This window comes from Azospirillum brasilense (assembly GCF_008365405.1).
Lineage (GTDB): Bacteria > Pseudomonadota > Alphaproteobacteria > Azospirillales > Azospirillaceae > Azospirillum > Azospirillum brasilense_D.
Window position 1 is genome coordinate 102,124 of sequence record NZ_QOKV01000009.1, and the last position, 25,920, is coordinate 128,043.

At 69.5% G+C, this 25,920-nt stretch carries 18 protein-coding genes; all 18 read right to left on the reverse strand.

What is annotated here, in order from left to right; all coding sequences use genetic code 11:
* Nucleotides 1-108: 108 nt before the first annotated feature.
* Nucleotides 109-3,264: an efflux RND transporter permease subunit gene (locus tag DS837_RS15720; protein ID WP_149165617.1), complete on the reverse strand. Its 3,156-nt coding sequence runs from the start codon at nt 3,262-3,264 to the stop codon at nt 109-111.
* Between the two features lie 230 nt (nt 3,265-3,494).
* Nucleotides 3,495-4,595, reverse strand: a complete 1,101-nt coding sequence (locus tag DS837_RS15725) for an efflux RND transporter periplasmic adaptor subunit (RefSeq protein WP_247889952.1) — start codon at nt 4,593-4,595, stop codon at nt 3,495-3,497.
* On the reverse strand, nt 4,592-5,854 hold the full coding sequence (gene entS / locus DS837_RS15730; protein ID WP_149165618.1) for an enterobactin transporter EntS: 1,263 nt from the start codon (nt 5,852-5,854) through the stop codon (nt 4,592-4,594). Before entS ends, DS837_RS15725 begins: the two co-directional genes overlap by 4 nt.
* 88 nt (nt 5,855-5,942) lie before the next feature.
* Complete coding sequence (locus tag DS837_RS15735; RefSeq protein WP_247889953.1) at nt 5,943-7,946, reverse strand: TonB-dependent receptor domain-containing protein; 2,004 nt, start codon at nt 7,944-7,946, stop codon at nt 5,943-5,945.
* A gap of 136 nt (nt 7,947-8,082) precedes the next feature.
* The gene (locus DS837_RS15740; protein ID WP_149165619.1) at nt 8,083-9,708 is read right to left on the reverse strand and encodes a PepSY-associated TM helix domain-containing protein; all 1,626 of its coding nucleotides are present in this window, start codon (nt 9,706-9,708) and stop codon (nt 8,083-8,085) included.
* A 43-nt stretch (nt 9,709-9,751) separates the two neighbouring features.
* On the reverse strand, nt 9,752-10,069 hold the full coding sequence (locus tag DS837_RS15745; protein WP_149165620.1) for a hypothetical protein: 318 nt from the start codon (nt 10,067-10,069) through the stop codon (nt 9,752-9,754).
* 3 nt (nt 10,070-10,072) lie between these two features.
* Complete coding sequence (locus tag DS837_RS15750; protein WP_247889954.1) at nt 10,073-10,378, reverse strand: hypothetical protein; 306 nt, start codon at nt 10,376-10,378, stop codon at nt 10,073-10,075.
* Between the two features lie 183 nt (nt 10,379-10,561).
* Nucleotides 10,562-10,981: a response regulator gene (locus tag DS837_RS15755; protein ID WP_149165621.1), complete on the reverse strand. Its 420-nt coding sequence runs from the start codon at nt 10,979-10,981 to the stop codon at nt 10,562-10,564.
* A gap of 16 nt (nt 10,982-10,997) precedes the next feature.
* On the reverse strand, nt 10,998-14,669 hold the full coding sequence (locus tag DS837_RS15760) for a hybrid sensor histidine kinase/response regulator (RefSeq protein ID WP_247889955.1): 3,672 nt from the start codon (nt 14,667-14,669) through the stop codon (nt 10,998-11,000).
* A gap of 13 nt (nt 14,670-14,682) precedes the next feature.
* The gene (locus tag DS837_RS15765; RefSeq protein ID WP_247889956.1) at nt 14,683-16,317 is read right to left on the reverse strand and encodes an ABC transporter substrate-binding protein; all 1,635 of its coding nucleotides are present in this window, start codon (nt 16,315-16,317) and stop codon (nt 14,683-14,685) included.
* A 487-nt stretch (nt 16,318-16,804) separates the two neighbouring features.
* Nucleotides 16,805-17,440: a TetR/AcrR family transcriptional regulator gene (locus DS837_RS15770; RefSeq protein WP_247889957.1), complete on the reverse strand. Its 636-nt coding sequence runs from the start codon at nt 17,438-17,440 to the stop codon at nt 16,805-16,807.
* Nucleotides 17,441-17,469: 29 nt separating this feature from the next.
* Nucleotides 17,470-18,873, reverse strand: a complete 1,404-nt coding sequence (locus DS837_RS15775; RefSeq protein WP_149165623.1) for an MmgE/PrpD family protein — start codon at nt 18,871-18,873, stop codon at nt 17,470-17,472.
* Nucleotides 18,870-20,384 (reverse strand): AMP-binding protein, encoded by a 1,515-nt coding sequence (locus DS837_RS15780; RefSeq protein ID WP_149165624.1) that lies wholly within the window; start codon nt 20,382-20,384, stop codon nt 18,870-18,872. The genes DS837_RS15775 and DS837_RS15780 overlap by 4 nt, the downstream gene beginning before the upstream one ends.
* Nucleotides 20,385-20,433: 49 nt before the next feature.
* Nucleotides 20,434-21,606: an acyl-CoA dehydrogenase family protein gene (locus DS837_RS15785; protein ID WP_149165625.1), complete on the reverse strand. Its 1,173-nt coding sequence runs from the start codon at nt 21,604-21,606 to the stop codon at nt 20,434-20,436.
* A gap of 18 nt (nt 21,607-21,624) precedes the next feature.
* Entirely contained in the window at nt 21,625-22,884 is a 1,260-nt protein-coding gene (locus tag DS837_RS15790; RefSeq protein WP_211102257.1) for a dihydrolipoamide acetyltransferase family protein, read from the reverse strand.
* Between the two features lie 2 nt (nt 22,885-22,886).
* A complete protein-coding gene (locus DS837_RS15795; protein WP_149165627.1) occupies nt 22,887-23,675 on the reverse strand; it encodes an enoyl-CoA hydratase/isomerase family protein in 789 nt (262 codons plus the stop codon).
* Between the two features lie 26 nt (nt 23,676-23,701).
* Nucleotides 23,702-24,676 carry an alpha-ketoacid dehydrogenase subunit beta gene (locus DS837_RS15800; protein WP_149165628.1) on the reverse strand — a complete coding sequence of 325 codons (975 nt, stop codon included), beginning with the start codon at nt 24,674-24,676 and terminating at the stop codon, nt 23,702-23,704.
* Nucleotides 24,677-24,682: 6 nt separating this feature from the next.
* Nucleotides 24,683-25,711, reverse strand: a complete 1,029-nt coding sequence (locus tag DS837_RS15805) for a thiamine pyrophosphate-dependent dehydrogenase E1 component subunit alpha (protein ID WP_149165629.1) — start codon at nt 25,709-25,711, stop codon at nt 24,683-24,685.
* Nucleotides 25,712-25,920 lie beyond the last annotated feature (209 nt).

Here is a 25,920-nt window from a genome sequence, read left to right on the forward strand (position 1 = left end):
GCGTCCGCATACATAGAAATGCGAATGATTCTCATTCGCAATATAGGGATATGTCCGATCCCGCGCAAGCGCTTTCTGCAACCGCCGCGGGATTTCTTTCCCTCGGAATTAATCGCCCGCTTCCGCCATCCTCCGGTCGTGCGTCCTGGCGCCCAGACGGTCGGACAGGCGGAAGACCAGGGACAGCACGACGGGCAGGACCGTCACCGTCACCAGGCTGGAGATCAGCAGGCCGCACAGCACGACCAGCCCCAGCCCGCGGTACAGCTCCGTCCCGGCGCTGGACACCGCGACCATCGGAATCAGGCCGGCGACGGTCGTCACTGTGGTGATCAGAATGGGGCGCATCCGGCTCTGCAAGGCGTCGGCGATGGCCTCCGCGCCGGACATGCCGTGCGTCCGGCGGTTCACGGCGGCCTGCTCGACGATCAGGATGGGGTTGTTCACCACCGTCCCGACCAGCACCAGGAAGCCCATCATGGTCAGCACGTCGAAGGGCTGGGTCGTGCCGAAGCCTCCGGGCAGGCCGGCGGCGAGGTTGTAGAGCCACAGCCCGACAAGCCCGCCGCCGATCCCCGTGGGCACCACCGCCATGATGATCAGCGGATAGCCCCAGTGCGAGAAGACGGCGACCAGAACCAGATAGGTGATGGCGAGCGCCAGCAGGAACCCGCCAGCCAGGGCGGAGCGCAGCTCGTCCAGCGACCCGCCGGCCCCGGTGATGCGCGTGCTCATCCCCTCGGGAATCACGCCCTCGGCGCGCAGCCGGTCCACCAGATCGCTCCGCACCGCGGCGATGCCGGATTCCAGCGCCACCGACCGCGGCGGGATGATGGTCAGGGTGACCGTCCGGAACCCGTCGATCCGCGCGATGCTGGAGGCCCCCACGGTTTCCCGCAGCTCGGCGAGGCTGGACAGCGGCACCGGTGCGCCGCGGCCGGTGTGGAGCACCAGATCGGCGAAGCCCTGGCGGTCGCGGCCCAGGCCGCCGTTCACCCGCAGATAGATGTCCAGCGTCTCGTCGTTCAGCAGATACTCGTCGGCGAAGGCGCCGTCCGAATAGGCGCGCAGCGTGTAGCCCAGTTCGGCCAGCCCGATGCCCATCTCGCCCGCGCGCTCCCAGTTCGGGTGCAGTTCCAGGAAGGGCTGCGACATGGCCAGGGTGGGCGGGGAGGGGTCACTGTTGACCTGCCCGTCGGGGAACAGATCGCCCGCGCGGTCGAGCACCGTCAGCGCCGTGGCGTAGAGCGTGGTCAGGTCGCCGCCGCTCAGCTCCAGCCGGATGGCGCGGGCGCCGCCGCTGTTGCCGGAAAAGATCGACCCGCGCGCGGCGAAGCCGCGCATCCCGGGAATCGCCCGCATCCGCTTGGTGACGTTGGCGATCAGCGCGTCGGTGTCGGCGGGGTTGATCGGCTCCGTCACGAAACGGATGAAGCCGGGGCGGATGAAGCTCAGATTGACGCGCAGCGGCGGAATGCCGGTCTCGGCGTCGGTGTCCGCGGCACCCACCTGACGGCTCAGCAGCGGGTCGATCTGCCGCCAGACCTCCTGCATCGACTCCATGCTGTAGCCGGGCGGGGCGGCCATGAAGCTGAAGACGGTCGCCTCCTCGCCCTCCGGCAGATATTCGGCGGGCGGCACCATGGCGAGCATGACGGCCACCATGGCCGCGGCGGAGACGGCGAGGATCGCCAGCTCCCGCCGGGCGCTGTGCAGCATCCAGCGCACCGCCACACCCAGCATGCCTTCCTTCTCCGGCCCGCGCGAGGCGGCGGCGGACGCCACCGACCAGCGCCCGGCGACGACGGGAACCAGAACCAGGGCGGCGACCATCGACATGACGACGGCGCCGGTGATGGCGATGGCGATGTCGGAATAGAGCTGCCCGGCCTCCGCCGTGATGAACAGCACCGGCAGGAAGACCAGGACGGTGGTGAGGGTCGAGGACAGGATCGCCGGCCACACCTCGGCGATGCCGTCCTCGGTCGCGGCGGCCTTCGACTTGCCCATGCGCAGGTGGCGGGCGATGGCGTCCAGTGCGACCACGCTGTTGTCCAGCGTCATGCCGATGGCGAAGGCGACGCCGGACAGCGAGATGACGTTGATGCTGCGCCCGGCGGCGGCCAGGACCAGCAGGGTGGCCAGCGTGCAGACCGGCATGCTGGCCGCCGCCGCCGCGGTCGCCGGGATGGAGCGCAGGAACAGCAGGAGCACCACCGCGGCCAGGACGCTGCCGGCGATCAGGTTGCTCAGCACGTTGTCGATGGACCGCTCCATGTAGCGCACGTCCTCCGACAGCAGCCGCATGGACAGACCGCGCTCCTTCAGGGCGTGGCGGTTCAGTTCCTCCACAGCCTTGGTCACCGCCTCCTTGACGGCGATGACGTTGGCGCCGGCCCGCTTGCCGATGGTGACGAGCAGGGTGGGGCGCCCGTCGGCGAAGGCGACGCTGCGCGCCTCCTGGGTCGCCATAGTCACCGATCCGACGTCGCGCAGGCGGATCGCCGTGCCGTTCTCGCGCGCGACGATCAGGTCGGCCAGATCCTCCAGGTCGGAGAAGCGCCCGATGGTGCGCAGAAAGTAGCGGCGCTTGCCGAAGTCGCGGTCGCCGCCGGAGACGTCGCGGTTGCGCGCCCGCACGGCGTCGCGCACCGTTCCCACATTCAGGTTGCGGGCGGACAGCTTCAGCGGGTCGAGCAGGATGTGGATTTCCTGCGTGGCCCCACCGATCACCTCGGCCTTCGCCACGCCGGCCACTCGCTCCAGCCGCGGGCGCAGGACGTTCTCGATCCAGTTGGTCTCGCGCTGGATGGACTCCGCGTCGGTGGCGCCGTCCAGCCGCTCGACGCCGAAGAACAGGAAGGGCTCCGCCGTCGCGGATTCGGCGACGATGCGCGGGCGGTCCACCGTCTCCGGATAGTCGGTGACCTGCGACAGCGCGTTGTCGATGTGGATCAGCGCCTCGTCAACGGAGGTGCCGGCGGGGAACTCCAGCTCCACCTGACCGCCGCCGAACTCGGCGCTGGAGGACAGGCGGACGAGGCCGGGGATGGCGCGCAGGTATTTCTCCTGCTCGATCAGGATGTCCTGCTCGACATCCTGCGGGGTGGCGCCGGGCCAGTTGGTGTCCACCATGATCCGGCGCGGGCTGATGTCGGGGATCATCTGCACCGGAATGCGGAAGACCGACACCGCGCCCAGCAGGCACAGGATCAGGACCGACACCAAAGCGGCCAGCGGGTTGCGCAGGATCAGGCGGGTCATCGCGACTCCGGATAGGAACGTGAACGGTCCCTCTCCCGCCCCGGGAGAGGGAAGGGGCCCGCGCGGAGCGCGGGAAGGGTGAGGGTGCCGCCAAGGATCGGCGCCTTGATCCTCGCAGGACCCTCACCCGGCCCTTCGGGCCACCCTCTCCCGGGGCTCTCGGCGGCCAAAGGCCGCCTGACGCCGTCAGCGCCCGCATGCGGGCGCGAGAGGCGGGAGAGGGGTTTTTCTCACCCCACCATGTCCGGGACGACCGGCTGGTCGGGGCGCAGACCCTCGTTGCCCTGGACGACCACCAGATCGTCGGGACGAAGCTCGGGGCTGAGGACCTCCACATGGTCGCCGGAATGGCGGCCCGTGCGCACCGCCACCGGGCGGGCCACCGCCCCGTCGTCGCCGCGCTGCACCACCCAGACGCGGGCGCTGCCGTCGGGATGGCGCTGCACCGCGTCCGCCGGGACCTGGAGCGCGATCTCCGCCGTTCCCGGCGCCGGGCCGAGCGCGACGCCGACGCGCGCCGACATGCCGGGCATCAGCCGCCCCTCGGGGTTGGGAAGCGCGATGTGGACGCGGAAGCTGCGGCTGACCGGATCGGCGGCGGGCACCACCCGCTCGACCGCCGCGGCGACGCCGGCCCCCTCCGGCGCGTCGGCGACCAGAACGGTGACCGGCGTGCCGGCTTCAATCCGCCCGTGCTGGCGCTCCGGCACATCGACGACGACGCGCAGCGGGTCGGTGGCGGCGAGCTGGAGCACCGAGCCGCCGGACCCCACCCATTGCCCGCGTTCGGTGCGCCGTTCGGTCACCACCCCGGCGAAGGGCGCGGTCAGCGCGTGACGCGCCACCTGCTCCCGCTGGATGGCGACGGCGGCGCGGAGTTGGCGGACCTTGGCCTCCTCTATGGCGGCCTGGGCGAGTTGCGTGCGGAAGCGGGACTGCGAGACGCTTTGCACGCCGGCCAGCGCCTCCGCCTCGCGGGCCAGCCGTAGGGCGTCGCGCTGGAGGTGTTCGGCTTCGGCCAGCGAATGCTCCAGCCGCTCCAGTTCCAGCCGGGCGACGGTGTCGTCCAGCCGCAGCAGCGGTTGCCCGGCCTCCACCCGGTCGCCGGCCTCGACCAGCAGAGCGTCGACCCGGCCCTCGACCTGGGCGGACAGGGCGCTGCTCTGCGGCGACACCAGCGTGCCGGGGAGATGCAATGTCTGGCGGACGGGGGCGGCGACCACCGCCGTCACCTTCACCCGCGTCTGGGCGGCGGCGGGAAGCGCGGCGGCGAGCAGGGCGGCGGTCAGCAGGATCGGCATGGCGCGCGCCATCATCCGGTTTCTCATCATCCGGTTCCCTCCAGGGCGGGGTCGCTCATCGGCGCTCCGCGCATCGTGGTGGCGGTGGCGGTCACGGCGGCGGCGAGCGCCAAGGCGCCCAGGCCCAGCGCCAGGATTCCGACGGCGGGGCTCAGCAGCGTCGCCAGCAGGCCCATGCCGATGGTGCCGGCGCTGTCGCCGAACACGTCCTGGGCGGTCCACAAGCTGTTGACGCGGCCCAGCAGCCGGTCGGGCGTGTGGCCCTGGACCATGCTGTATTCCAGGAGAGAGGCGATGGAGGTGGCGTAGCCGAACAGCACCAGCACGGGCAGCGCCACATAGAAACCATTGGGAAGGCTTCCGGCGGCCCCGATCGCGGCGACGCAGGCGAAGGCGCCCATGCAGGCGCCGCCCATCACCAGACCCGGCCGCTCCAGCCGCGCGGCCCAGCCGCTGAGCGCGGCGCCCAGCGTCGCCCCGATGGGAACGGCGCTGTACATCAGCCCGGTCTCGAAAGCGCCGCCGCCGAACACCTCCTCGACCAGAGCCGGGAAGAGGATGCGGATGGAGGTGACGACCGTGGTCAGGCAGCCGAGAGCGACCACGCTCAGAATGACTTTGTGGCCGAACAGGAAGGCGAAGGCCTGCCCCATGGCGCGCAGCGGGTTCTCCCCGGCCTCGCCCTGCGGCATCATCCGGGGCAGGCCGAGCAGGGTCAGGACGGTCAGGCCGGTGCCGAGCGCCGTCAGCAGATAGACCCAGCCGACGCCCAGCCCGGCGATCAGCAGGCCGCCCAGCGCTGGCGACAGGATGGTGGCGACGCGCATCGACAGCATGCCCAGCGCGCGGGCCTGCACCAGATTGGCGCGCCCGACGAGATGGGGCATCGCCGCCAGCAGGGCGTTGACGCCGATGGCTCCGAAGAAGCCGTCCCAGAAGGACAGGGCGTAGATCGCCGGAAGGGACGGGGAGGGCAGCGCCGCGTTGGCGGCCAGCCCGAGGAAGCCCAGGCCGCAGACGCTGCGGGCGACCAGGATCAGCCGGCGGCGGTCCGTCCGGTCGGCCAGCACGCCGCCCAGCAGCAGGCCCAGGAACATGCCGACGCCGTCGCAGGCGGCGGCCATCCCGACCTGAAGGCTCGACCCGGTGAGGGCGTAGACCTGGAGCGGCACCGCCACCGACAGCAGGCCGAGCGCCATCAGCGAAATCGTCCGGGCGATCAGCACGCGGCGGAAATCGGGGTTGCTCTTCAGGAGGCTGACATCGACGAAAAGGTTCGACAGGGTCATGGGCGGGGCCTTTCCGGCATCGCCGAAGGCGTCTTTGAAAAGCGGACGCGCCCGCCCCCGGAGCAAACCGGGGACGGGCGGCGGCGGATCAGAAGCGGTAGTTGGCGGAGACGTAGTAGTTGCGTCCCACCTCCACCGACGTGAAGTTGACGTTCTTCTCGCTGAGGATGACGTCGGTGATGTTCTTGACGCCGGCCCCGACGGTCAGCGCCTCGGTGACGTCGGCGCTGACGCCCCAGTTCAGCAGGGTGTAGCCGGGCATCTTGCTGGTGCCCTGGAGCTGCGGGCCGGTGTAGCTGGTCGACACCGACGTGCTGATGTTTTCCAGCGCCTGCCACGTCAGGGAGGCGTTGATCTTGTGGCGCGGACGGTAGTCCAGCTCCGCACCGTTGCTCTGCTCGGTGTAGAGGTAGGTGTAATTGCCCGCCAGCAGCAGCTTCGGCGTCAGGCTGACGGAGCCCGTCACCTCGACGCCCGAGATGTCGACGTTGTTGATGTTGCTCCAATTGCGGGCGACGGCCACCGGATCGTAGACCGCCTGGATCATGTCCTTGACCTTGTTGTGGAACAGCACGACGCTGCCGTCCCAGCGGTCATAGCGGGTTTCCAGGCCGATCTCGTAGTTGGTGCTGGTCTCCGGTTCGAGGTCCGGGTTGCCCGACAGGAAGCAGCGGCCGCCGCAACTCACGATCCGGTATTCGCGGCTGAGCTGGTAGGCGTCCGGCGCCTTGTAGCCCTGGCTGACGCCGGCCTTCAGCGACAACGCGTCGGTCAGCGCGTAGACGACGTTGGCGCGGCTGGTGAAGTTGCCGCCGAAGATCTCGTGGTGGTCGTAGCGCGTGCCGACCGTCAGGGTCAGCCCGTCGATCAGCCCGATCTGGTCCTGGAGATAGACCGCCTTCTGCCCGATTTCCGACTTGCCGGACTGCAGGAAGGTGTTGGGGTCCTCCACCGTCTGCTTGCGGTATTCCGCGCCCGCGGTCAGCCGGTTGAAGCCGAGCTGGAAGTTGGAGCGGCCGTGCAGGAACAGGTTCTTCTCCTTCAGGTGCCGCTGCTGCGGCGCGTTGAAGGAGGAGTTGAAATCGTCGATGCGGCCGTCTTCGTAGTTGGCCTCCACCAGCGTGTCGCCCCAGCCCCAGTTGCCGCGGTGGGCGGCGCCGAAGGTGTTCCGGACGATCTCCTGCTTCTGGGAGGAGAGCCAGCGGTCGTAGTAGCCGCGCGGCCGGTTGTCGCGGTTCAGGCCGTAATTGGCCTCCAGCGTCTGGTTCTCCGTAACGTCCCAGGCAAGCGTGGTCAGCAGGTTCGCCAGGTTCTTCTTTTCCAGGACCGGAACCACGCCGTTGTAGCGGGAGTCGTCGTACCAAGCCTGCCGGTTGAAATACTCGGCGGAGACGGAGGCCGAGACCTTGTCCACGATCGGGCCGGCGGCGTAGAGGCCGGTGCGGTACTGGGTGCCGCCACGGCCCGGCTCGACGACGCGGTAGTCGCCGTTGATCTCGCCCGACCACTTGTCGGTCGGCTTCTTGGTGATGATGTTGACCACGCCGCCGATGGCGTCCGATCCGTAGAGCGCCGACAACGGGCCGCGCACCACCTCCACCCGCTCGATGGCCGACATCGGGATCGAGTGGTAGTCGAAGTCGCCGCCGCGCCACAGCGCGTCGGAGGTGGAGACGCGGCGTCCGTTCACCAGCACCAGCGAGTAGTTCTGGCCCATGCCGCGGATCACCACCTCGTCGCGGCCGGTGGCGTCGGTGCGGTCGTTGACGCCCACCGAACGGCCCAGGACTTCCGGCAGGCCGGAGGAGGCGACGCCCTCCTTCTTCAGATCCTCCGAGGTGATGACGGTGGTGAAGGCGGGAGCGGTCAGCGTGCTTTGTGCCGTGCCGGTTGCCGTCACCGTCACCGGCCCCAGCGTCTGGACGGCGGCGGGCGACCCTTCCGAGGCGGACTGCTGGGCCAGCGCCGGCGTTCCCCCCGCCAGCGCGGCCACCAGAGCCGCACCCACCATGGTTGCGGACTTCACCGCAGCCACCGGACGGCCGGCCGCCGTCCCTTCCTCTGCACACGCCCCCGATGTGCGATTGGTCATACTCATATCCCCTGATTAGACAGTCACGTAGTTGCTAATGCGACTCATTCTCAACTACCCCTTCCGATTGTTAGTGCATATCCCTTTTCGCCGCAAGGGCTATGACTCGGCGAAGTTGTTTTTTAGGTGGATCCGATCATTCCGCCGGGTGGGCCAGCGGCTGGATGCCCACCTCCGATTCCGAGCGCTCATGCGGGGCCGCCCAAACGCTGTCCCGCGGGCCGGTCTGGGCGCGCCGCTCCGCGCCACGCGCCATGGCGGCGAAGGCCAGGGCGCCGGCCACCGCCACCAGATCGATCCCGATGAGCCCGTCCGACAGCCAAAGACCCGGCATGACGAGGCCGAGCAGCGAGGTCGCCGGGATGGCGGCAGTAGCCGCCGCGCTGGCCCACAGAAGTTCCACACCCGCGCGGGACGCCCCGCGCAGAAACGCCCAGGCGCAGGCACCCAGAAAGACCGCGTAGTAGATGCCCCAATGCCAGGCGTGCAGGTCGTCCACCAGCCCGCTCAGCCACTTCCCGGCGGCGATGGTCAGCGACAGGCCGGCCACGCAGCCCAGGCACACCCCGACTGTTCCGGCGGCCAGCAGGCGGGTGGCGCGGCTCTGCTCGACCGGGCCTCTCGCCTGCCGCTCCGTCCGCCGCCGCGACTCGATCCACAGCAGGTTGCCGGTGTAGAACAGCGCCGCTCCGGCCAGCCCGAGCAGGAAGTAGGACCAGCGCACGATGCCGCCGCCGAAGGTCCCGAAATGCAGCGCGAAGAAGGCGGAGACGGTGGCCGACCATCCGTTCTGATGGCCCGGCATGTATTGGGTGTCGATGATCCGGCCGTCCACCGCTCCCATCAGCACGAAGCCCTCCCGCCGCACGAGGTAGCGCGGGTCATGGCCCCAGACGCGCACGGTGGCGGCCCCGGTGCCGGCGTCGTGATACTCCAGGCTGACCGGCTGGAAGCCGGGGGCGAGGCTGTGGACGCGCGTCAGGAACTCCTTGGGCGGCAGCATGCCTGCCGGGCCCATGTCCTTCGACACCGTGCGGAACGGGCTGCTGGCCGCCGCCACGGCGCGCATCTGCCCGCCATAGACCACGCGGTCCAGCGTGTCGTAGATGTGGTCGTGCAGCCCGAACACCACCGCCGACAGGGCGATGACGAGGTGGAAGGGCAGGCTGATCAGCCCCAGCACGTTGTGGGCGTCCAGCCACATCCGCTTCACGTTCCGGGTGACGCGCAGGATCAGGAAATCCTTGACCAGCGACGGCAGCAGGATGATCACACCGGACACCAGCGCCACCACATAGAGCGCGCTGGCGATGCCGGTCACCATGGTGCCGATGTCCAGATCGCCCGGAATGCCCACGGTGCGGTGCAGGAAATCCACCAGCAGCCCGATGCCCGACGGGTTGAGCTGCTCCACCGCCACGCTCCCGTCCGGCGCCAGGGTGGCGGCCCAGGGGGCGGGGTCGAAGCGTTCCTCCGTCCAGGTCAGGCGCAGCGGCGCTTCTCCGGCCAGGGCCGGTTCCACCGCCAGGGTGAAGTCCCGCACCTCCGGCCGCAGGGCGCGCGCGGCGGCGACCAGATCCTCCGCCCGGTCGAGCGTCGCCGGGGTCACCGCCACCGGTGGCGTGATCCAACGTTCCAGCGGTTCCTTGAACATGGTCAGGGCGCCGGCATAGAAGCAGACGAACAGGATCAGTCCGGTCAGGATGCCGGTCCAGGTGTGAACCTGACGGTAGAGGCGCACGACGTCGGTGCGGATGGCCATGGCTCGGCTCGCGGCTGTGAGGGCGGGACGGGTGGACGGAGGCTCAGTGCAGCAGCGGGCCGCGCGCGGCGAGCAGCGCCGTGTGGGCCAGGATGTTGGCGCAGCCCAGCCACAGCCAGGCCTGACGCCCGCTGCGGAACAGGAAGCAGGCGCTGGCCACTCCCAGCCAGATCGGAACGACGAGCCACATGATGAATTGCAGCTTGTTCACCGCGGCCGGCCCGCCGGGGCCGATCCAGGCGAACAGTCCCGACAGGGCGATGGCCAGCGAGAAGCCCAGGACCACTCCGGCCAGACTCTTGCTCCACCAGTCAGGACGGATCGGCGCCTGCGTGTTGCGGGTGGAGGATGCGTCGGCCATCGCTCAGCCCTCCCGGCGCGCGAGCATGGCTCCGCGGGCGGCGGCGGCGAACGGCAGGATGGTGAGGACCAGCATCGCAACGGTGAGGCAGGTGAACAGTGCGGTCACCGGATGCATCACCACCGACCACAGCAGCCACCCTTCCAGCAGAGCGAGCGTCCCGATCATGCGGCTGCGGCGACCGGCCAGTGGGCGGGTCAGCCATTGCTGGCGCGGTGCCGAAAGGTAGAGTCCGGCGATTCCGGCCACGGTCGCGGCCAATGCCAGCCCGTGGAAGGCGGCTTCCGCCATCGATGCGTTTCCAATCATGGCGCGCCAATCCGATTTGGTGGATAAGGGCTATGTTCTGCCAATCAGGGATTGAAATTGCAAGTGATTCCTATTTGCATTAAAAATCACCGCCGCGATCGGCTGTGGGCGCACGCTCCATCGTTTCCAGAAGATTCCCGAGGCCGGCTTCAGGGCGTTTGCGACGGCGGGTTCAGGCTGTCTTCAGGTCAGCCATTGCGTCATTCCGACGTTGCTGGACACCACCGCGTCGATGCTGTCGCGCAGCTTGGCGAGGCTGATCGGTTTGACCAGATAGCCGTTGACGTTGTGCTCCTTGGCGAAGCGCACGGTGCTGAGGTCGGAGTCGCCGGTCAGGAAGATCACCGGGGTCTTGTCCACGTCCTTCACCTTGATCCCCCGCACGCCCTGGAGGAACTGCTTGCCGTTCATCGGCGCCATGTGGATGTCGCAGAAGACGATGTCCGGGCGCGTGCGCACCACCTCCATCAGCCCGTCCTTGCCGTTGGAGGATTCCGAGATCGAGCGGACGCCGATCTCCTTCAGCACCTTGCGGATCAGGCCACGGGTGAAGTTGTCGTCCTCGACGATCAGGATGCTCAGCTTCGAGTAATCTACCGCCATAGTGGGCTGCCCTTGTTCAAGACGTCGGTGCGGGACTGTGCGACGCCCGCATCGCGGCGGTCGCGGTGATCAACTCGTCCAGGGTGGCGTCCAGCATGCCGGCGAGAAGCGCGGCGGTCTCCGCGTCCCCGGCGTCCAGCAGGTCCTGGGTGTCGGCGGCCAGCCGGCCCAGCCGGGCCGCCCCGATCGACAGGGCCGCCCCCTTCAGCGTGTGGACCGCGTCGCGGGCTTCCCCAGCGGCTCCGGCCTCCAGCGCGGTCACGGCGGCCTGGATCAGTCCCGGCGCCATGCTTAGGAAATCGCCGAGGAAGACCATGGCGTCCGGGTCGTCGCTGCCGAAATTCTGGCCCAGTTGGCCGAGGTCGAAGATCTGCGGGTCGATGTCGGCGTCCGCCCAGCTCGGCGCGGAGAGCGCTTCGGCCACGGCCGTCGGCTCCGGCTTGGCGGGCGTGCGGCGGGCCGGCAGGCGCAGCGAGCGGGCCTGCGGCAGGAAGCGGTCCAGCGTTTCGGCCAGCAGCCGGGATTCGATGGGCTTCGTCAGATAGCCGTCCATTCCCGCGTCCAGACAGCGCTGCTGCGTGCCCGGCAGGGCATCGGCGGTCAGCGCGACGATGGGCAGCCGGGTCACGGCACCGGCGCCCAACGCCTCCGCCAATTCCCGTTCGCGGGCGCGGATGGCGTGGGTCAGGCCGAAGCCGTCCATCTCCGGCATGTGGAAGTCGGTCAGCAGCAGGCCATAGCGGCCGTGCTGCAGCATCTCCAGCGCGCGGGCACCGTTGTCGGCCATTTCGATGGCGTAACCGCGCTTGCTCAGCATGCGGCGGATCACCGTCTGGTTGATCGGGTTGTCCTCCGCGACCAGGATCAGCGCCCCGGCCGCGACGGCGGTCTCGATGGGCGGCGGTTCCCAGCCGGCGGCGTCATGCTCCCGCGGCTCCGACCGCCGTTCCAGGCTGGCCCGACCCAGCGCCGCCGCGATGGCCAGCCAGACCCGCCGCCGCCGCAAAGGCAGATTGACGGCGCACAGCAGCCCGATGCGGTCGGCTTCCGACATGGTGGAGGCCAGCGCCCGCGGCACGGCCAGGATGACCGCGGGGACCGGACCGTCGGCAAAGGCGGGGGACTGCACGATGGCGCGGCAACAAGCGATGGCGGCTTCGGACTGGATCCCGCCATTGACCAGCACCACCAGACGCCCGGCCTCGTTGCCTGGGTCGGAACCCGCCGGCCCAGCCTGGGTTTCGGTCACCGCTTCGAGGCCGTCGTTCAGATCGTACCAGCCCAGCGGGACGATGCCGGCGGCAGCCAGGATGCCTTGCAGCGCCCGGCGACCGTCGCCGTCGAAGCCGACAGCCACCACGCGGGCGTCGTTGACCGCCACCGCCGGGGCTGCCGGCGTTCGGGGCTGCGGGCAGTCGGCGGTCGGGGCGGCCACCGCGAAGGGCAGCTCGAACCAGAAGGTGGAACCCTCGCCGAACACCGAGTCCACCCCGATGCCGCCCCCCATCATGGTGCACAGCTTGTGGCAGATTGTCAGCCCCAGCCCGGTGCCGCCGAAGCGGCGGGAGGTCGAGCTGTCGGCCTGCTGGAAGGGCTGGAACAGCTTGGCCCGCTGCTCCTCGGTCAGGCCGATCCCGCTGTCGGTCACGGCGAAGCGCAGCATCACCCCGCCATTCCCCGCCGGGAGCGGTTCGGCGCTGACCGTCACGGCGACGCTGCCCTTCTCGGTGAATTTGACGGCGTTGCCCATCAGGTTGATGAGGATCTGGCGCACGCGCGTCGGATCGCCGGTCAGCCGGTCGGGAACGCCCGGCCCGACGTCGACGGAGAGTTGAAGCCCCTTTTCCTCGATGCGCCCGGCCACCAGTTCCGCCGACTCCTCGACCACCTCCAGGGGGGAGAAGGGGAGGGATTCGATCTCCATCTTCCCCGCCTCGATCTTGGAGAAGTCGAGGATGTCGTTGATGATGATGAGAAGCGCCTGGGCCGACGACCGGATGACGCCCAGCATGCCGTGCTGTTCCTCGGTCAGGTCGGTCTGGTCGAGCATCTCGGCCATCGCCGTCACGCCGTTCATCGGCGTGCGGATCTCGTGGCTCATCACCGCCAGGAAGGAGGACTTCGCCCGCGTCGCCTCCTCCGCCTGGTTCTTGGCCTCGTGCAGGGCGGTTTCCCGCTGGGCGATCTCGGTGACGAAATGCTGCACCGAGCGGGCCATCGCCCCGACCTCGTCCCGGCGTCCGGTGTCCACGATGGCGCCGGTCAGCGGGTTCCCGGCGAGATGGACCATCTGCCTTTGCAGGCGGTCCAGCGGGCGGGTGATCGAGCGGGCGGCATAGAAGGCTCCGGCGATCGCCAGCAGCAGGCCGGCGGTGGCCCCGAGCACGAGGGCGGACCGCAGGAAGGCCCCGATGGTTTCGGCGTTGCTGCGGAACGTGTCGTTCAGCGCGCTGGCGCCCGACGCCATTTCCTTCGCGTCCGCGTCCATCTGGGCGATCATCAGGTCCTGAACGCTCAGCCCCTCGCGCACCTTGTCCAGGCTTTCCCGCCATCCGGCCACGGCGGACATCATGCCGCCGCGGACCAGCGGAGGCAGCGCGATCCGCTCGATCTGCTCCTCCACCGCCGCGCCGTCCGCGATCAGCGCGATGGTCGCACCGATGTCCCGGTGGCTCACCGCGTCGGCGGTGGCGTGCGCCAGCTTCAGCACGGCGATGGTCACGCCTTGCGCCTGCTGTTCGGTCTCGTTGGCCGACACGGCGTGGGCGGTGAGTTCGGTGACCTCGTTCAGGGTGGCGGCGTAGGCCGTGCCGTAAACGTTCAGGATCTGGTCGATGCGCTTTTCCAGTTCCTGCGCGCCGTCCCGGATGTCGCCGCCGTCCATCAACGCGCTGGACACCTGCGAGACCGCCGCGACGATGCGTTTTTGCCCACGGCCCCCGCGCCCTTCCGCGGCGGCGGCCCGCTCCAGCGCCTCCTCCAGCGCGTCCGCGCTGTTGCTCAGGCGCAGCATCAGCACGCCGGTGTCGTGCGCGCCGGCATTGCCGGGTGTGGCGCCGCCGCCTTGAGTCTGGCCGTGTTCCCGAGACAGCCGGGCCGCCTCGTGCCGCCACAGCCCGGCCAACGCGGCGTAGATGCTGCGGGCGTTGTCCAGCACGTCACGGTGCAGGCTCAGGCGGCGGTCGGAGTCCGCCACCGTCTCGGCGTAGCCGAGGTTGGCGAGGTTCTGGCGCTGGCGGGCGGCGTCGGTGATGTCGATCAGCCGGGCCGCCTGCTGGGCCATGGCGCCGATCAGGGCGTCGTTCTGCTCCGTGACCGCCTTCAGCTCCTCCATCTGCGTGGCGTAGCGGTCCAGAATCCGTCGCGTCTCGCTGACGGCGCTTTCCAGCGCATCGTCCTCGGTGGCGTCGGCCAGGGCGTCCAACTGGCGGCGCGCCGCGCCGGTGTGGGCGTCGAAACGGACGGCCTGGGCCGCCCGCCGGCTGGCCGCGGTGTTCAGATAGTCGGAGCGCGCCGCCTCCGCCCCCAGCAGTTCGCGGTAGATCGTCCCGGCGGTGACCACCGAGCCGTTGGCGCGGTCGGACTGCTGCAGCAGGAACCAAGCGACGATGGCGATCGCCGCCGCCACCAGCACCGGCATGCCGCCGACCGCGGCGATCCGCTGGGCGATGTTGGTGCGGATCGTCACCGCGCGCCGCCGCTCACTGTGCGAGATCGACGCGGTGGAACAGGTGCAGGCCGAAGGGATTCATCCGATAGCCCGTCACCTCCTCGCGCAGCACCATGAACACCATGGAATGGGCCAGCGGCAGCCACGGAGCCTGGTCTTTGAAGATCTCCTGAGCCCGATGATACAGGGCGGTGCGCTTGGTGACGTCGGTGGTCTGCTTGGCCTCGATGATGGCGTCGTCGAAGGAACGGTCGCACCATTTGCCCATGTTGCCGCCGCCCTTGCGGGCCCCCTCGCAGCTCAGCAGCGTGTAGAGGAAATTGTCCGGGTCGCTGTTGTCACCGGTCCAGCCGATCATGCCCAGCTGGTGGTCGCCGTTCATCAGCCGCTTCATGTAGACCGACCAGTCGTCGGTCACCATGGTCGCCTTGACGCCGACCTGGGCCAGATCGTTGGCCATCATTTCCGCCGCCCGCTTGCCGGCGGGCATATAGGGCCGGGCCACCGGCATGTGCCACAGCTCGATCTCGAAGCCGTTGGCGTAGCCGGCATCGGCCAGGAGCTGGCTGGCGCCCTTGGGGTCGTAGGGGATGTCCGCGATGGCGTCGTTGTAGCCCCAGCTCGTCGGCGGCAGCGGATTCTTCGCTGTACGACCGGTGTCGCCGTAGAGCGCGTCCACCAACGTTTCCTTGTCGATGGCCATGCTGAGCGCCCGACGCACCCGCACGTCGTCCAGCGGCTTCCGTTCCACGTTGAAGGTGAGGAAGGCGACGTTGTAGCCCTCCTGCCGCAGCAGGGTCAGCGACGGGCTGTTGCGGATCTTCGGCAGGTCGGTCAGGTTGGGATAGGGCATGACGTGGCATTCGCCGGCCTGCAGCCGGTTCAGCCGGACCGTGGCGTTGGGGGTGATGGCGAAGACCAGATTGTCCAGCGGCGGCCGCCCGGCCCAGTGCCCCTCGAACGCTTTGTACTGGAGCAGATTGTCCTTCTGATAGGAAAGGAGCTGGAAGGCGCCGGTTCCCACCGGCTCCAGGTCGAACAGCTCCGGCGTGCCGCGCTTGACCATGGTGTCGGCGTATTCCGCCGAGGTGACGGCGGCGAAGACCATCGACAGGTTGGCCAGGAAGGGCGCCTGCGGCCGGTTCAGCGTGAAGCGCACCGTCAGGTCGTCCACCGCCTCGATCGACTTCAGGATCGAGCCCATGGAAAGGTCGTTGAAGTAGTTGTAGGCCCCGTTTCCGACCGAATGATACGGGTGGTCCTTGTGCCATTGCCGATAGAAGCTGAACAACACGTCGGCGGAGGTCAGCGTGCGCGTCGGCGTGTAGCCGGGCGTGTCGTGGAAGCGCACGCCGGGGCGCAGCTTGAAGGTGTAGACGGTGCCGTCCGGCGAGATGGTCCAGGATTCCGCGAGCGCGGGCACGATGCTCTTCGATTCCGCGTCGAAGCGCACCAGCGTGTCGTAGGCGTGCAGGATCGCGTCGAAACTGGTGTTGGTGCGGGCCAGCGCTGGGGCCAGATTGTCCGGATTGCCTTCCGAGCAGAAGACCAGCGTCGATGCCGCCTCGGCCTTCTGCTGCGCTCCGTCGCCCGCCAGAGCCGCCGCCGCGATCAGGAGTGCTCCGCCCAGCCGGGCCACCCCATTCTTCAACACATCCGCCTTCACTCCGCCGTCCTCCCTCAACCGACTCTCTGCCCGAGCCCCCAATTGGTCTGCGGAGATTAAAGCCAAACGGCGCCTACTTGCAATTGACGATATCTTTCAAAAGACAATCAATGAGTTTCTTTGGGGAAACATGGCGTCTTCAACGAAATTTTTTATAACGACCGGAGTGAGTCGATGGGGATTGATGGAAAAAACACATTTCGGGGTTGTATCGAGAGATTTGGCGGGGAGCGGACAGGGAGGCGGCGCCGCCATCGTTGTGCGACGGATCGGAACACACGACCGGACCACGTCCAGAGCGGCGTCATCGTCCCGGGCTGTTTTGGCGACGAAATGATGCACGGGTTGGTGGGGGGCACCGACCCGGCCCGCCGAGTTCCATGACGCCTTTCTGATTGGAGCATGGATCCCGTTCACAGCTGTCTGGAAACGTCTCCATGTGATTGGCGACAATCCCCACTTCGTCATCCCCGCGAAGACGCATTCTTCACGGGATGTCCGGCTCTTTGGTCAGAAGACCCTTCGAGAGAAGCTGAAGATACATTTGAACGGCCTCTTCCGGCAGATTGACGACGCCGTCCTCATCGGTGTAGCGCAGGGCGAGATAGCCCCGCGTGGCGATCAGCATGTACACCAGCGGCTCCAACGCCTCGTCGCCGAGGTTGGCGATCTCGCCGTTCTTGCGGGCGCTGCGCAGGAAGCGCATGTAGCCGCCGGTGATGTTGTGGAAGTGCTGGCGGTGGGCCTTGGGCGCGAAAATCTCCGCCTCGTTCAGGATGCGCAGGAAATAGGGCATGCGCTTGAGGAAGGAGAAGAAGGCCCGGAACGATTGTTCCTCCTTCTCCAGAAAGGTCCTGGCACCACTGGCCTGCTGGCGGATGTGGGCCAGCATCTTGGCGCCCAGCACCGGAAGCAACTCGTCGAAGATTTCCTGCCGCGAGGAGAAGTAGTTGTAGAAGGTGCCCTGCGCCAGGTTCGCCCGCTGGGTGATGCGGGTGATCGAGGCGTCGATGTAGCCGTGTTCCCCCACCACCTCGGCGGCGGCCTGGAACAGGGCGTCGCGGACCTCTTCCGACCGCTGCACCCGCGTCTTCTTTCCCGCCGTCCGCCCCATCGCCGCCATCGCCTGCAATCTCCCTCACCGCCCCGGATTTAGCCGTTCCCCACGCCTTTGACGAGAAAAACCGACGCCTGATGCGGGTGATCGGGAAGCCGCCCGAACGCTCCCAGCACGTCGCCGATCGCCGCGTCGGGCAGGGCGCGGGCGAAACGCTCGATCCGGTCGTAGGCGTCGGCGGGTACCCCGGTTTCGTCCCCGATGCGGCGGACCAGCGCGCTCACCGCCTCCCAGGGCAGTGAGAAGTCGTCGGTTGTCATGTCCTGGCGGCGGGTCAGCGCCGTGCCGTCCTCCAGCACCACCTCGATGGCGCAGCACAGCCGCCGCACGCCCTCCTCGGGGACGAGATCGACCCGTTCGACCAGGGTGTTGACCGCGCCGTCGTCGTAGCGGGTCATCGTCTCCATGGTCGGCACGCCGCGCAGCAGGGTCAGCGCGATGCAGAAGGGGATGCTCATCAGCGTGCCGGAGATGCTGGCGAACGGCCCCTTCGAATCCATGCCGGCATAGCCGGTCTCGAACGGGTTCATGCGCACGGTCACCGACCGAATGGCCCTGCCCGCCACCTCGCCGCGCAGGGCGAGCGCCGCGGTGACCGGGGTCTGGTTGAAGGCGCAGACCGGGTAGGGCTTGAAGGTGACGCGGTGGATCGACCAGTCGCGCCCCAGCCGCGCCGCCAGCTCCACCGGATCGCAGCCGGTGCGGGTAAAGGCGCGGACGAAGCCGGTGCGGCCCTCGAAGGCGCGGGGGGCGGAGACGGAGCCCGCCGCCGCCAATCGTGCCGCCGTCAGGCCGTTCACCGCGGCGACGCCGACCTGATAACGCCACTCGTCGGTGCCGTCGTCGAAGGATTGCAGGATACCGCCGGTGAAGGACGCGGCGTTGGCGAGCGCCGCCGCGATGCGCTCCTCCGGCAGGCCGAGCAGGTACGCCGCCCCGGCGGCGGCGGCCAATGTGCCGTAGAGCGGTGAGGCGCGCAGGCCGGCGGGCGTGGTCAGCGGCGAGAAAGCGTTCTCCAGCAGCCCGCCCGCCTCGTAGCCGGCGACCAGGGCGGGCAGCAGCCGTTCCACCGGGCCGTCCCCGGCTTCGACCAGCGCGGTCAGCAGCGGGATCAGCACGGCGCCGATGTGGGCGGCGCCGCAGGTGTCCTCCTGCGCCCGGCCATGGAACAGGGGGGAGCCTGCCAGCGCCGCGCCGGGAACGCTGGTCCGTCGTCCATCCCCCAGCATGGTGACGCCGCCGGAATGTTCCCCATGCAGGGCCAGCGCCGCCGTCCGCGCCACCGGGGCGTAGGGCGTGCCGTGGCCGCCGAGCGCGATGCCGTAGCCGTTCAGCAGGCAGACCCGTGCCTTCTCCACCACGTCGGGCGGCAGGCTGTCCAGGGTGAGGCCGGCGACGAAGCGGGCGATGGCCGCCGCCAAGGTTTCGGAAGCGGTCATGGGGTGTCCTCCTCGCTGGTCGGAATCAGCTCGTCGCGCAGCACGCGCTTCAGCACCTTGCCGGACGGGTTGCGCGGCAGCGCCTCGCGCAGCAGCAGGCGCTTGGGGATCTTGAAGCCGGCGAGGTGCCGGCGGCAGTGCTGCTCCAGCGTCTCGGCGTCGAGGCTCTCGCCCTCCTTCAGCACCACGACCGCCGCCGGCACCTCGCCCCAGCGCTCGTCGGGGACGGCGATGACGGCGACCTCGACGACCTGGGGCAGCAGGAAGACGACCCGTTCGATCTCCGAGGAGGCGATGTTCTCGCCGCCGCTGATGATCATGTCCTTCTTGCGGTCGGTCAGGAACAGGAAGCCGTCGGCGTCGAGATAGCCGACGTCGCCGGTGCGGAACCAGTCGCCGTAGAAGCTGCGCGCCGTCTTCTCCGGGTCTTTCCAATAGCCTTTGGTGACCTTCGGTCCGCGCAGGCAGATCTCGCCGATTTCCCCGGCGGGCAGGGAGGTGCCGGCATCGTCGCGGATGTCGATCTCCACATGGGCGAGCGCCCGGCCCGTCGAGCCGATCTTCTCGATCTCCTGCCCGGCCTCCATCAGCGTGTCGCCCGAACAGCTCTCGGTCAGGCCGTAGCCATCGATGTAGCGGGCGTTGGCGAACAGGCCGGTGAAGTCGCGGATGCGCTGTTCCGGCGTGCGCTCGCCGCCGCCGATCGCCCATTTCAGGCTGGAGACGTCGTAGCGCCCGCGTTCCGGATGGGACAGGATGCGCCCGACCATCACCGGGGCGAACCAGGCGCCGGTCAGTTGCTCGCGCTCGATGGCGGCCAGCGCCGTGTCCGGGTCGAAGTCGCGCAGCAGGCAGATCGTCCCACCCAGCCACAACACCGCGAGGCCCGGCAGGTCGAAGGCGCCGACATGGTACAGCGGCCCGACCGCCAGCAACCGGTCCTCCGCCGTCAGCCCCAGCGCCGTCACATGGTCCATGCATTTCCAGTAGAAGTTCTCGTAGGAATGCATGACCCCCTTGGGGTGGTCGGTGGTGCCCGACGTGTACATCAGCCGGAACAGGTCCTGCGTCCCGCGCACCCGCATCGGCGGCACCGGCCCCTCGGTGCCGGCCAGCGTCCGCCCGTCCGCCTGCGCCGCCGCGTCGACCAGGACGGCGTTCGGTTCGCCCTCCACCGCCGCGGCCAGCTCGGCGTCGGCGAAGACCAGCATCGCCCCGGCGTTGCCGGTGATGAAGGCGACCTCGGGGGCGGCCAGCCGGTAGTTGATCGGCAGGAACACCGCGCCGATGTGGCTGGCGGCGAAGGCGATCTCCAGGAAGGCGGCGCTGTTCTTCATCACCACCGCCACCACGTCGCCCTCGCGCACGCCGCGCCGGTGGAGGAAGGCGGCCATCCGCCCGATGCGGTCGAGGAAATCGGCGTAGCTGATGCGCTGGTCGCCGTAGACCAGCGCCAGCCGGTCGGGCGTGCGCAGCGCGTGGAACCGGATGAAGGCGCTCAGATTGACCACGGGTGTCCCCTCCCTCGGGATGTGCGTCCGGCTTATCCGCCGGCTTCGCTCAGTAGGATTTCGGCATGCCGAGATCGTGCATGGCGATGAAGTTCAACACCATCTCTTCCGACACCGGGGCGAAGCGGAACAGCCTTGCGTCGCGCCACAGCCGCTCGACGTGATACTCCTTGGCGTAGCCCATGCCGCCCATCGCCTGCATCGACCGCTCAATGGCGTGGGACGCCGCCTGCGCCGCGATCAGCTTGGCGATGTTGGCCTCGCTGCCGTAGGGCAAGCCCGTGTCGCAGAGAGACGCCGCCTTCAAATTCATCAGCCGGGCGCATTGCAGCTCGGCGTGGGCCTGGGCGAGCGGGAACTGGACGCCCTGGTAGGCGGCCACCGGCTTGTCGCCGAACACCTTGCGGTCCTTGGCGTAGTCCACCGCCAGCCGGATGGCGAGGCTGCCGGCGCCGACCAGTCCGGCGGTGGTGACGATGCGCTCGGTGTTCAGCACGTCGAGAAGCTGGTGCCAGCCGCCGTCGAGCGTGCCGATCAGCTCGTCCGGCTCGATCCGGACGTCGTCGAAGTAGACGGTGCTGGAGGCCAGCGTGTTGGTGCCGACCTTCTCGATCGGCTGATGGCTGAGCCCTTCGCGGTCCACGTCGATCAGGAACAGGCTGATGCCGGCGGTGCGGCGGCCCGCCTCCTCCAGCCGGGTGGTGCGGGCGACCACCAGCATCTTCTGCGCGTCGGGAACGCCGGTGATCCAGATCTTCTGGCCCTTCAGCCGCCAACCCTGGCCGTCGGCGTGGGCGAAGCTGCGGATCTCCAGGCTGTTGGAGCCGGCGTTCGGCTCGGTCAGCGCCATGCAGAAATTCAGCTTGCCCTGGATCAGGGCGGGCAGCATGGCGTCCTTCTGCGCCTTGGTGCCGAATTTCGCCAGCGCCACGCCGCCGAAGATCGGGTTGATCATGAAAAGCTGGGCCAGCGTCGCGCCGCCGCCCGCCGCCGACAGCGCCTCCACCACCAGCGCCATGTCGAGCATGCCGAGGCCGGAGCCGCCATATTCCTCGGGCAGGGAAACGCCGCCGAGGCCGGATTCGCAGATGCCGGCCCAGGCCTCGGTCGGGAAGCTCTTCTTCGCGTCCTGCTCGCGCCAATAGTCGGGACCGAACTCGGCACCGACGCGCGACGCCGTCTCGATCATCAGGCGCTGTTCTTCGGAAAGCTGGAAGTCCATGGGGAATCGTTCCTTGGGTCAGGCGGCGCGAAGCAGGCGCAACGGCCGCTCCAGCCCGGCGATGATGCGGTTGAGGAAGGTCAGGGCGGTCACCCCGTCGAACAGCCGGTGGTCCGCCGACAGGACGAGGCCGAGTTCGCGCTTCAGCACCGGGGCTCCCGCCTCGTCGGGACGGAAGACGGAGCGGACGCTGCCGACGCCGAGGATGCTCGACTGGCCGGGGTTGATGATCGAGGTCATGTAGGTGACGTTGTGCATGCCGGCGTTGGACACGGTGACGGCGCCGCCCTGGAAGTCCTCCTCCGTCAGGCGTCCGTCACGTGCGCGGCGGGTCAGGGACGCGGCCTCTGCCGCCAGCCGGTCGAGCGGCAGGGTCGCCGCCCCGCGCAGCACCGGGGCGACCAGCCCGCGCGGCGTGTCCACCGCCATGCCGATGTCGCCGCGGCCAAGGGCGAGGATCGCGCCGCCGGCAGGCTCGTCGTCCCACACCCGGTCCATCTCCGGCATGGCGGCGAGCGCCCGACCGACGGCGGCCAGCACCAGATGGGTCATCGAAATCCGGGGAAGTCCGGACTCGGTGTCGGCGTTCAGCCGGTCGCGCAGGGCGGCCAGCTCCGTCACCTCGGCCTCCGCGGCGAGGTAGAAGTGCGGCACGTCGCGCTTGGCGGCGGTCAGGCGGCGGGCGACGGTCGCCTGCAGGGTGGTGGGCTTCGACCGGTCCCCGGCGGGTGTCTCGATCTTTGGCGCCTGGGGTGCGGGTTGGGGCGCCGGTTGAGGCGCCGGCTGGGGTATTGGCCGCGTTTGCGCCGCCGCCTCGACATCGGCCACCTTGATGCGGCCACGCGGGCCGCTGCCGGTCACCGCCGCGAGATCGACACCGAGACCTTCGGCGCGGCGCCGGGCGAGCGGCGTCGACAGGATGCGCTCCCCATTGGCGCGGACGGGGGCGGGCAGGGGACGGGTGCTTGCGGGGACGGCAATCGGGGCGGCCTTCGCGGCGGGCGCCTCCGCCGGTTGCGGAGCGGGGGCGGCCCCCGCGCCGTCGGCGGACCAGCGGGCGATCGGGGTGCCGACGGCCACCGTCTCGCCGGCCGGGATGGTCGTCTCGATCAGCACGCCGTCGCTGTCGGCTTCGACCTCCGAGGCGATCTTGTCGGTTTCGACAACGAGCAGCACGTCGCCGCTGCGGAAGGGCTGGCCGGGAGACACCCGCCATTCGGCGAGCACCCCCTCGGTCATCGTCAGCCCCAGCTTGGGCATCACCAGTTCGCGGACCATGGTCATTGTCCCGTGAAGGCGGCCTTGCGCTTCTCCAGGAAGGCGCGGCAGCCCTCGTGCGCGTCCCGGCTGTCGAGCACCAGCCCGATCATCGCCTGCTCGTAGGCCAGCGAGGCGCCGAGCGGCATCTCCGCGCCATGGCGCAGCGTGCGCTTGGTCAGCTTCAGGATCAGCGGCGACTTGGCGGCGATCTTGTGGGCGGTGGCCATCGCCTCGGCCATCAGTTCGGCCTTCGGCACGGCGCGGTTGACCAGTCCCCAGGCGACGGCCTCCGCGGCGGTGAACTGGTCGCCGGTGAAGACCAGCTCGCGCGCCCGGCAAGGCGGGATCTGGCGCAGGATGCGCTGGGTGCCGCCGGCGCCGGGGAACAGGCCGAGGTTGATTTCCGGCAGGCCGAACTTCGCGGTGTCGGCGGCGATGCGGATGTCGAGCGACAGCACCAGCTCGGTCCCGCCGCCGAGCGCCCAGCCGTTGACGGCGGCGACGGTCGGCTTGTCGCAGGTCTCGAACCGGCGGAACACCCGGTGCACGACCTCCGCGAAGTCGAGATAGTGGGCGAGGCCCTGGCGGCTGTCGAGATCGGCGATGTCGCCGCCGGCCACAAAGGCGCGCTCGCCGGCCCCGGTGACGACGATCACATGGACGCCGTCGTCGGCCTCCAACTCGCCCAGCGCCCGTTCCAACTCCAGCAGGGTCGGCACGTCGAGCGCGTTGAGCGTCGCCGGGCGGTTGATGGTGATCAGGCCCACGGCGCCGTCGCGGCTGGTGAGGATGGGGCTTTCGTCCGTCATGGTGTTTGTCCTCCCGTGGGTCGGTATCAGGCGAGCGTGCTCTTGACCGCCGCGACGATCCGGTCGGCGTCGGGCAGATAGGCCGCTTCGAGGGTCTTGGCGAAGGCGATGGGCATGAAGGGCGCGCCGACCCGCAGCACCGGGGCGTCGAGGTCGTCGAAGGCGTCCGCGGCGATGCGCGCGGCGATCTCCGCCCCGACGCCGAAAGCCTGCACCGCCTCGTGCGCGATCACCACCCGGTGGGTCTTGGCGACGGAGGTAAAGACGGCCTCCTCGTCCCAGGGCTGAATCCAGCGCAGGTCGATGATTTCCGCCTCGATGCCCTCGGCGGCCAGCCGGTCAGCGGCGGCGCGGGCGGCGTAGAGGGTGGCGCCGTAGGTGACGATGGTGGCGTCGCGCCCCGCCCGGTCGATGCGCGCCTTGCCGACCTCGCGCGGGGCGTTCACGTCGATGTCGCCCTGAAGCGCGTAGAGCGCCTTGTTCTCGACGACGACGACCGGGTCCGGCGCCTCGATGGCGGCGCGCAGCAGGCTGTAGGCGTCGGCGACGGTGGCCGGGCAGACGACGCGCAGGCCGGGAATATGGGCGAACCACGCCTCCAGGCACTGTGAATGCTGCGGCCCGGCGTTCAGCCCGCCGCCGTGCGGCGTGCGCAGCACCATCGGCACGCTGCACTGTCCGCCGAACATGAAGCGGGCCTTGGCGGCCTGGTTGACCACGGCGTCCATGGCCAGCGTCACGAAATCCATGAACATGATCTCGACCACCGGCTTCATGCCGGTCAGCGCGGCTCCGACGGCGGCGCCGACCAGGGAAGCTTCGGAGATCGGCGTGTCGCGCACCCGCTCCGGCCCGTGGGCATCGAGCAGGCCGCGGGTCGCCTTGAACGGTCCCCCGGCGGCGGCCACGTCCTCGCCCATGAGCATCACGGCGGGGTCGGCGGCCATCGCGTCGTTGAGGGCCTGGGCGACGGCGTTCACATAGCGCAAAGGCTTCGGCATCGGAGGTCAGGCCCCGGCGGTGAGGGTGGCGGTCGGCGTGTAGACGTCGCGGAAGGCGGCGTCCACGTCGGGCAGGGCGTCGGCGCGGGCGGCCTCCAGCGCCTCCCGGATCTCGGCGTCCACCGAGTCGACCAGGGCGGCGAGCGCCGACTCCTCGACCCCGGCGGCGAGCAGCGCCTCGGCGGAGCGGCGCAGCGGGTCGTTCTGCGGCAGGCCGGCGATCTCGTCGGCGTTGCGGTAGCGCTGCGGATCGCCCTCGAAATGGCCGTGCCAGCGGGTGGTCAGGCATTCCAGGATGCGCGGGCCACCGCCGTTGCGGGCGGCGTCCACCACCTCCGCGGCGGTCTCGGCCACGGCGGCGACGTCGTTGCCGTCCACCCGGCGGTGCGGCACGCCGAAGGCGGCGCCCAGCTTGTCCAGCGTCGCGGCGAACTGGGTGGAGGTCGGCGAGAATTCCGACCAGCCGTTGTTCTCGCAGACGAAGACCATCGGCAGCTTCCACAGCGCCGCCATGTTCAGGCACTCGTGCAGGGCGCCCTCGGCCATGGCGCCGTCGCCGAAGAAGGCGACCGCCACGCCGCCGGTGCGCCGCGTCTGGTGGGCGAGCGCGCTTCCGGTGGCGAGCGGCAGCCCGGCCCCGACGATGCCGTTGGCCCCCAGCACGCCCAGCGACAGGTCGGCGACGTGCATGGAGCCGCCGCGCCCGCCGCAGATGCCGCCGGCCCGCCCCATGATCTCCTTGAAGAAGAGGTCGAGCCTCACGCCGCGGGCCAGCACGTGGCCGTGGCCGCGGTGGGTGGTGGCGAAGCTGTCCTGCGGCCCCAGCGCGCCGACGACGCCCGCGGCCACCGCCTCCTGCCCGACGCTGAGATGGATGAAACCGGGGATCTCGCCGTCGGCGAACAGCCGGGACAGGGTGGTTTCGGTCGCCCGGATCGTCTGCATGGTGCGGTGGAGCGCTAGCCGCCGGTCGGTTGGGGTCGTGGTGGCCGGGGCCGGTGGAGTGGGGTCTGCCTGCGCGGCGGATGACGGCATGGGTGCCTCCCTTCGCAATTCTTCCGCGCCCTGCCGGTGTGTGGGAAAGCGCGGTGCGGAGTCGATGCTCCGTTGGTCGACCAAACAATGAACGATGATTCATGTTTCAGTCAAGCGGTCTGTTTGCCCCTATTCCCGCTCCCTCCTGCTGGGTGGGGCGACGACATCTGGTGCCCCTCTCCCGCCCCGGGAGAGGGAAGGGGCCCGCG

Bases quoted from the DNA above. Each gene is read 5' to 3' on its own strand.
- DS837_RS15720 (WP_149165617.1), bottom strand. From the start codon at position 3,264: ATGACCCGCCTGATCCTGCGCAACCCGCTGGCCGCTTTGGTGTCGGTC.
- DS837_RS15725 (WP_247889952.1), bottom strand. From the start codon at position 4,595: ATGATGAGAAACCGGATGATGGCGCGCGCCATGCCGATCCTGCTGACC.
- entS (WP_149165618.1), bottom strand. From the start codon at position 5,854: ATGACCCTGTCGAACCTTTTCGTCGATGTCAGCCTCCTGAAGAGCAAC.
- DS837_RS15735 (WP_247889953.1), bottom strand. From the start codon at position 7,946: ATGACCAATCGCACATCGGGGGCGTGTGCAGAGGAAGGGACGGCGGCC.
- DS837_RS15740 (WP_149165619.1), bottom strand. From the start codon at position 9,708: ATGGCCATCCGCACCGACGTCGTGCGCCTCTACCGTCAGGTTCACACC.
- DS837_RS15745 (WP_149165620.1), bottom strand. From the start codon at position 10,069: ATGGCCGACGCATCCTCCACCCGCAACACGCAGGCGCCGATCCGTCCT.
- DS837_RS15750 (WP_247889954.1), bottom strand. From the start codon at position 10,378: ATGATTGGAAACGCATCGATGGCGGAAGCCGCCTTCCACGGGCTGGCA.
- DS837_RS15755 (WP_149165621.1), bottom strand. From the start codon at position 10,981: ATGGCGGTAGATTACTCGAAGCTGAGCATCCTGATCGTCGAGGACGAC.
- DS837_RS15770 (WP_247889957.1), bottom strand. From the start codon at position 17,440: ATGGCGGCGATGGGGCGGACGGCGGGAAAGAAGACGCGGGTGCAGCGG.
- DS837_RS15775 (WP_149165623.1), bottom strand. From the start codon at position 18,873: ATGACCGCTTCCGAAACCTTGGCGGCGGCCATCGCCCGCTTCGTCGCC.
- DS837_RS15785 (WP_149165625.1), bottom strand. From the start codon at position 21,606: ATGGACTTCCAGCTTTCCGAAGAACAGCGCCTGATGATCGAGACGGCG.
- DS837_RS15790 (WP_211102257.1), bottom strand. From the start codon at position 22,884: ATGGTCCGCGAACTGGTGATGCCCAAGCTGGGGCTGACGATGACCGAG.
- DS837_RS15795 (WP_149165627.1), bottom strand. From the start codon at position 23,675: ATGACGGACGAAAGCCCCATCCTCACCAGCCGCGACGGCGCCGTGGGC.
- DS837_RS15800 (WP_149165628.1), bottom strand. From the start codon at position 24,676: ATGCCGAAGCCTTTGCGCTATGTGAACGCCGTCGCCCAGGCCCTCAAC.
- DS837_RS15805 (WP_149165629.1), bottom strand. From the start codon at position 25,711: ATGCCGTCATCCGCCGCGCAGGCAGACCCCACTCCACCGGCCCCGGCC.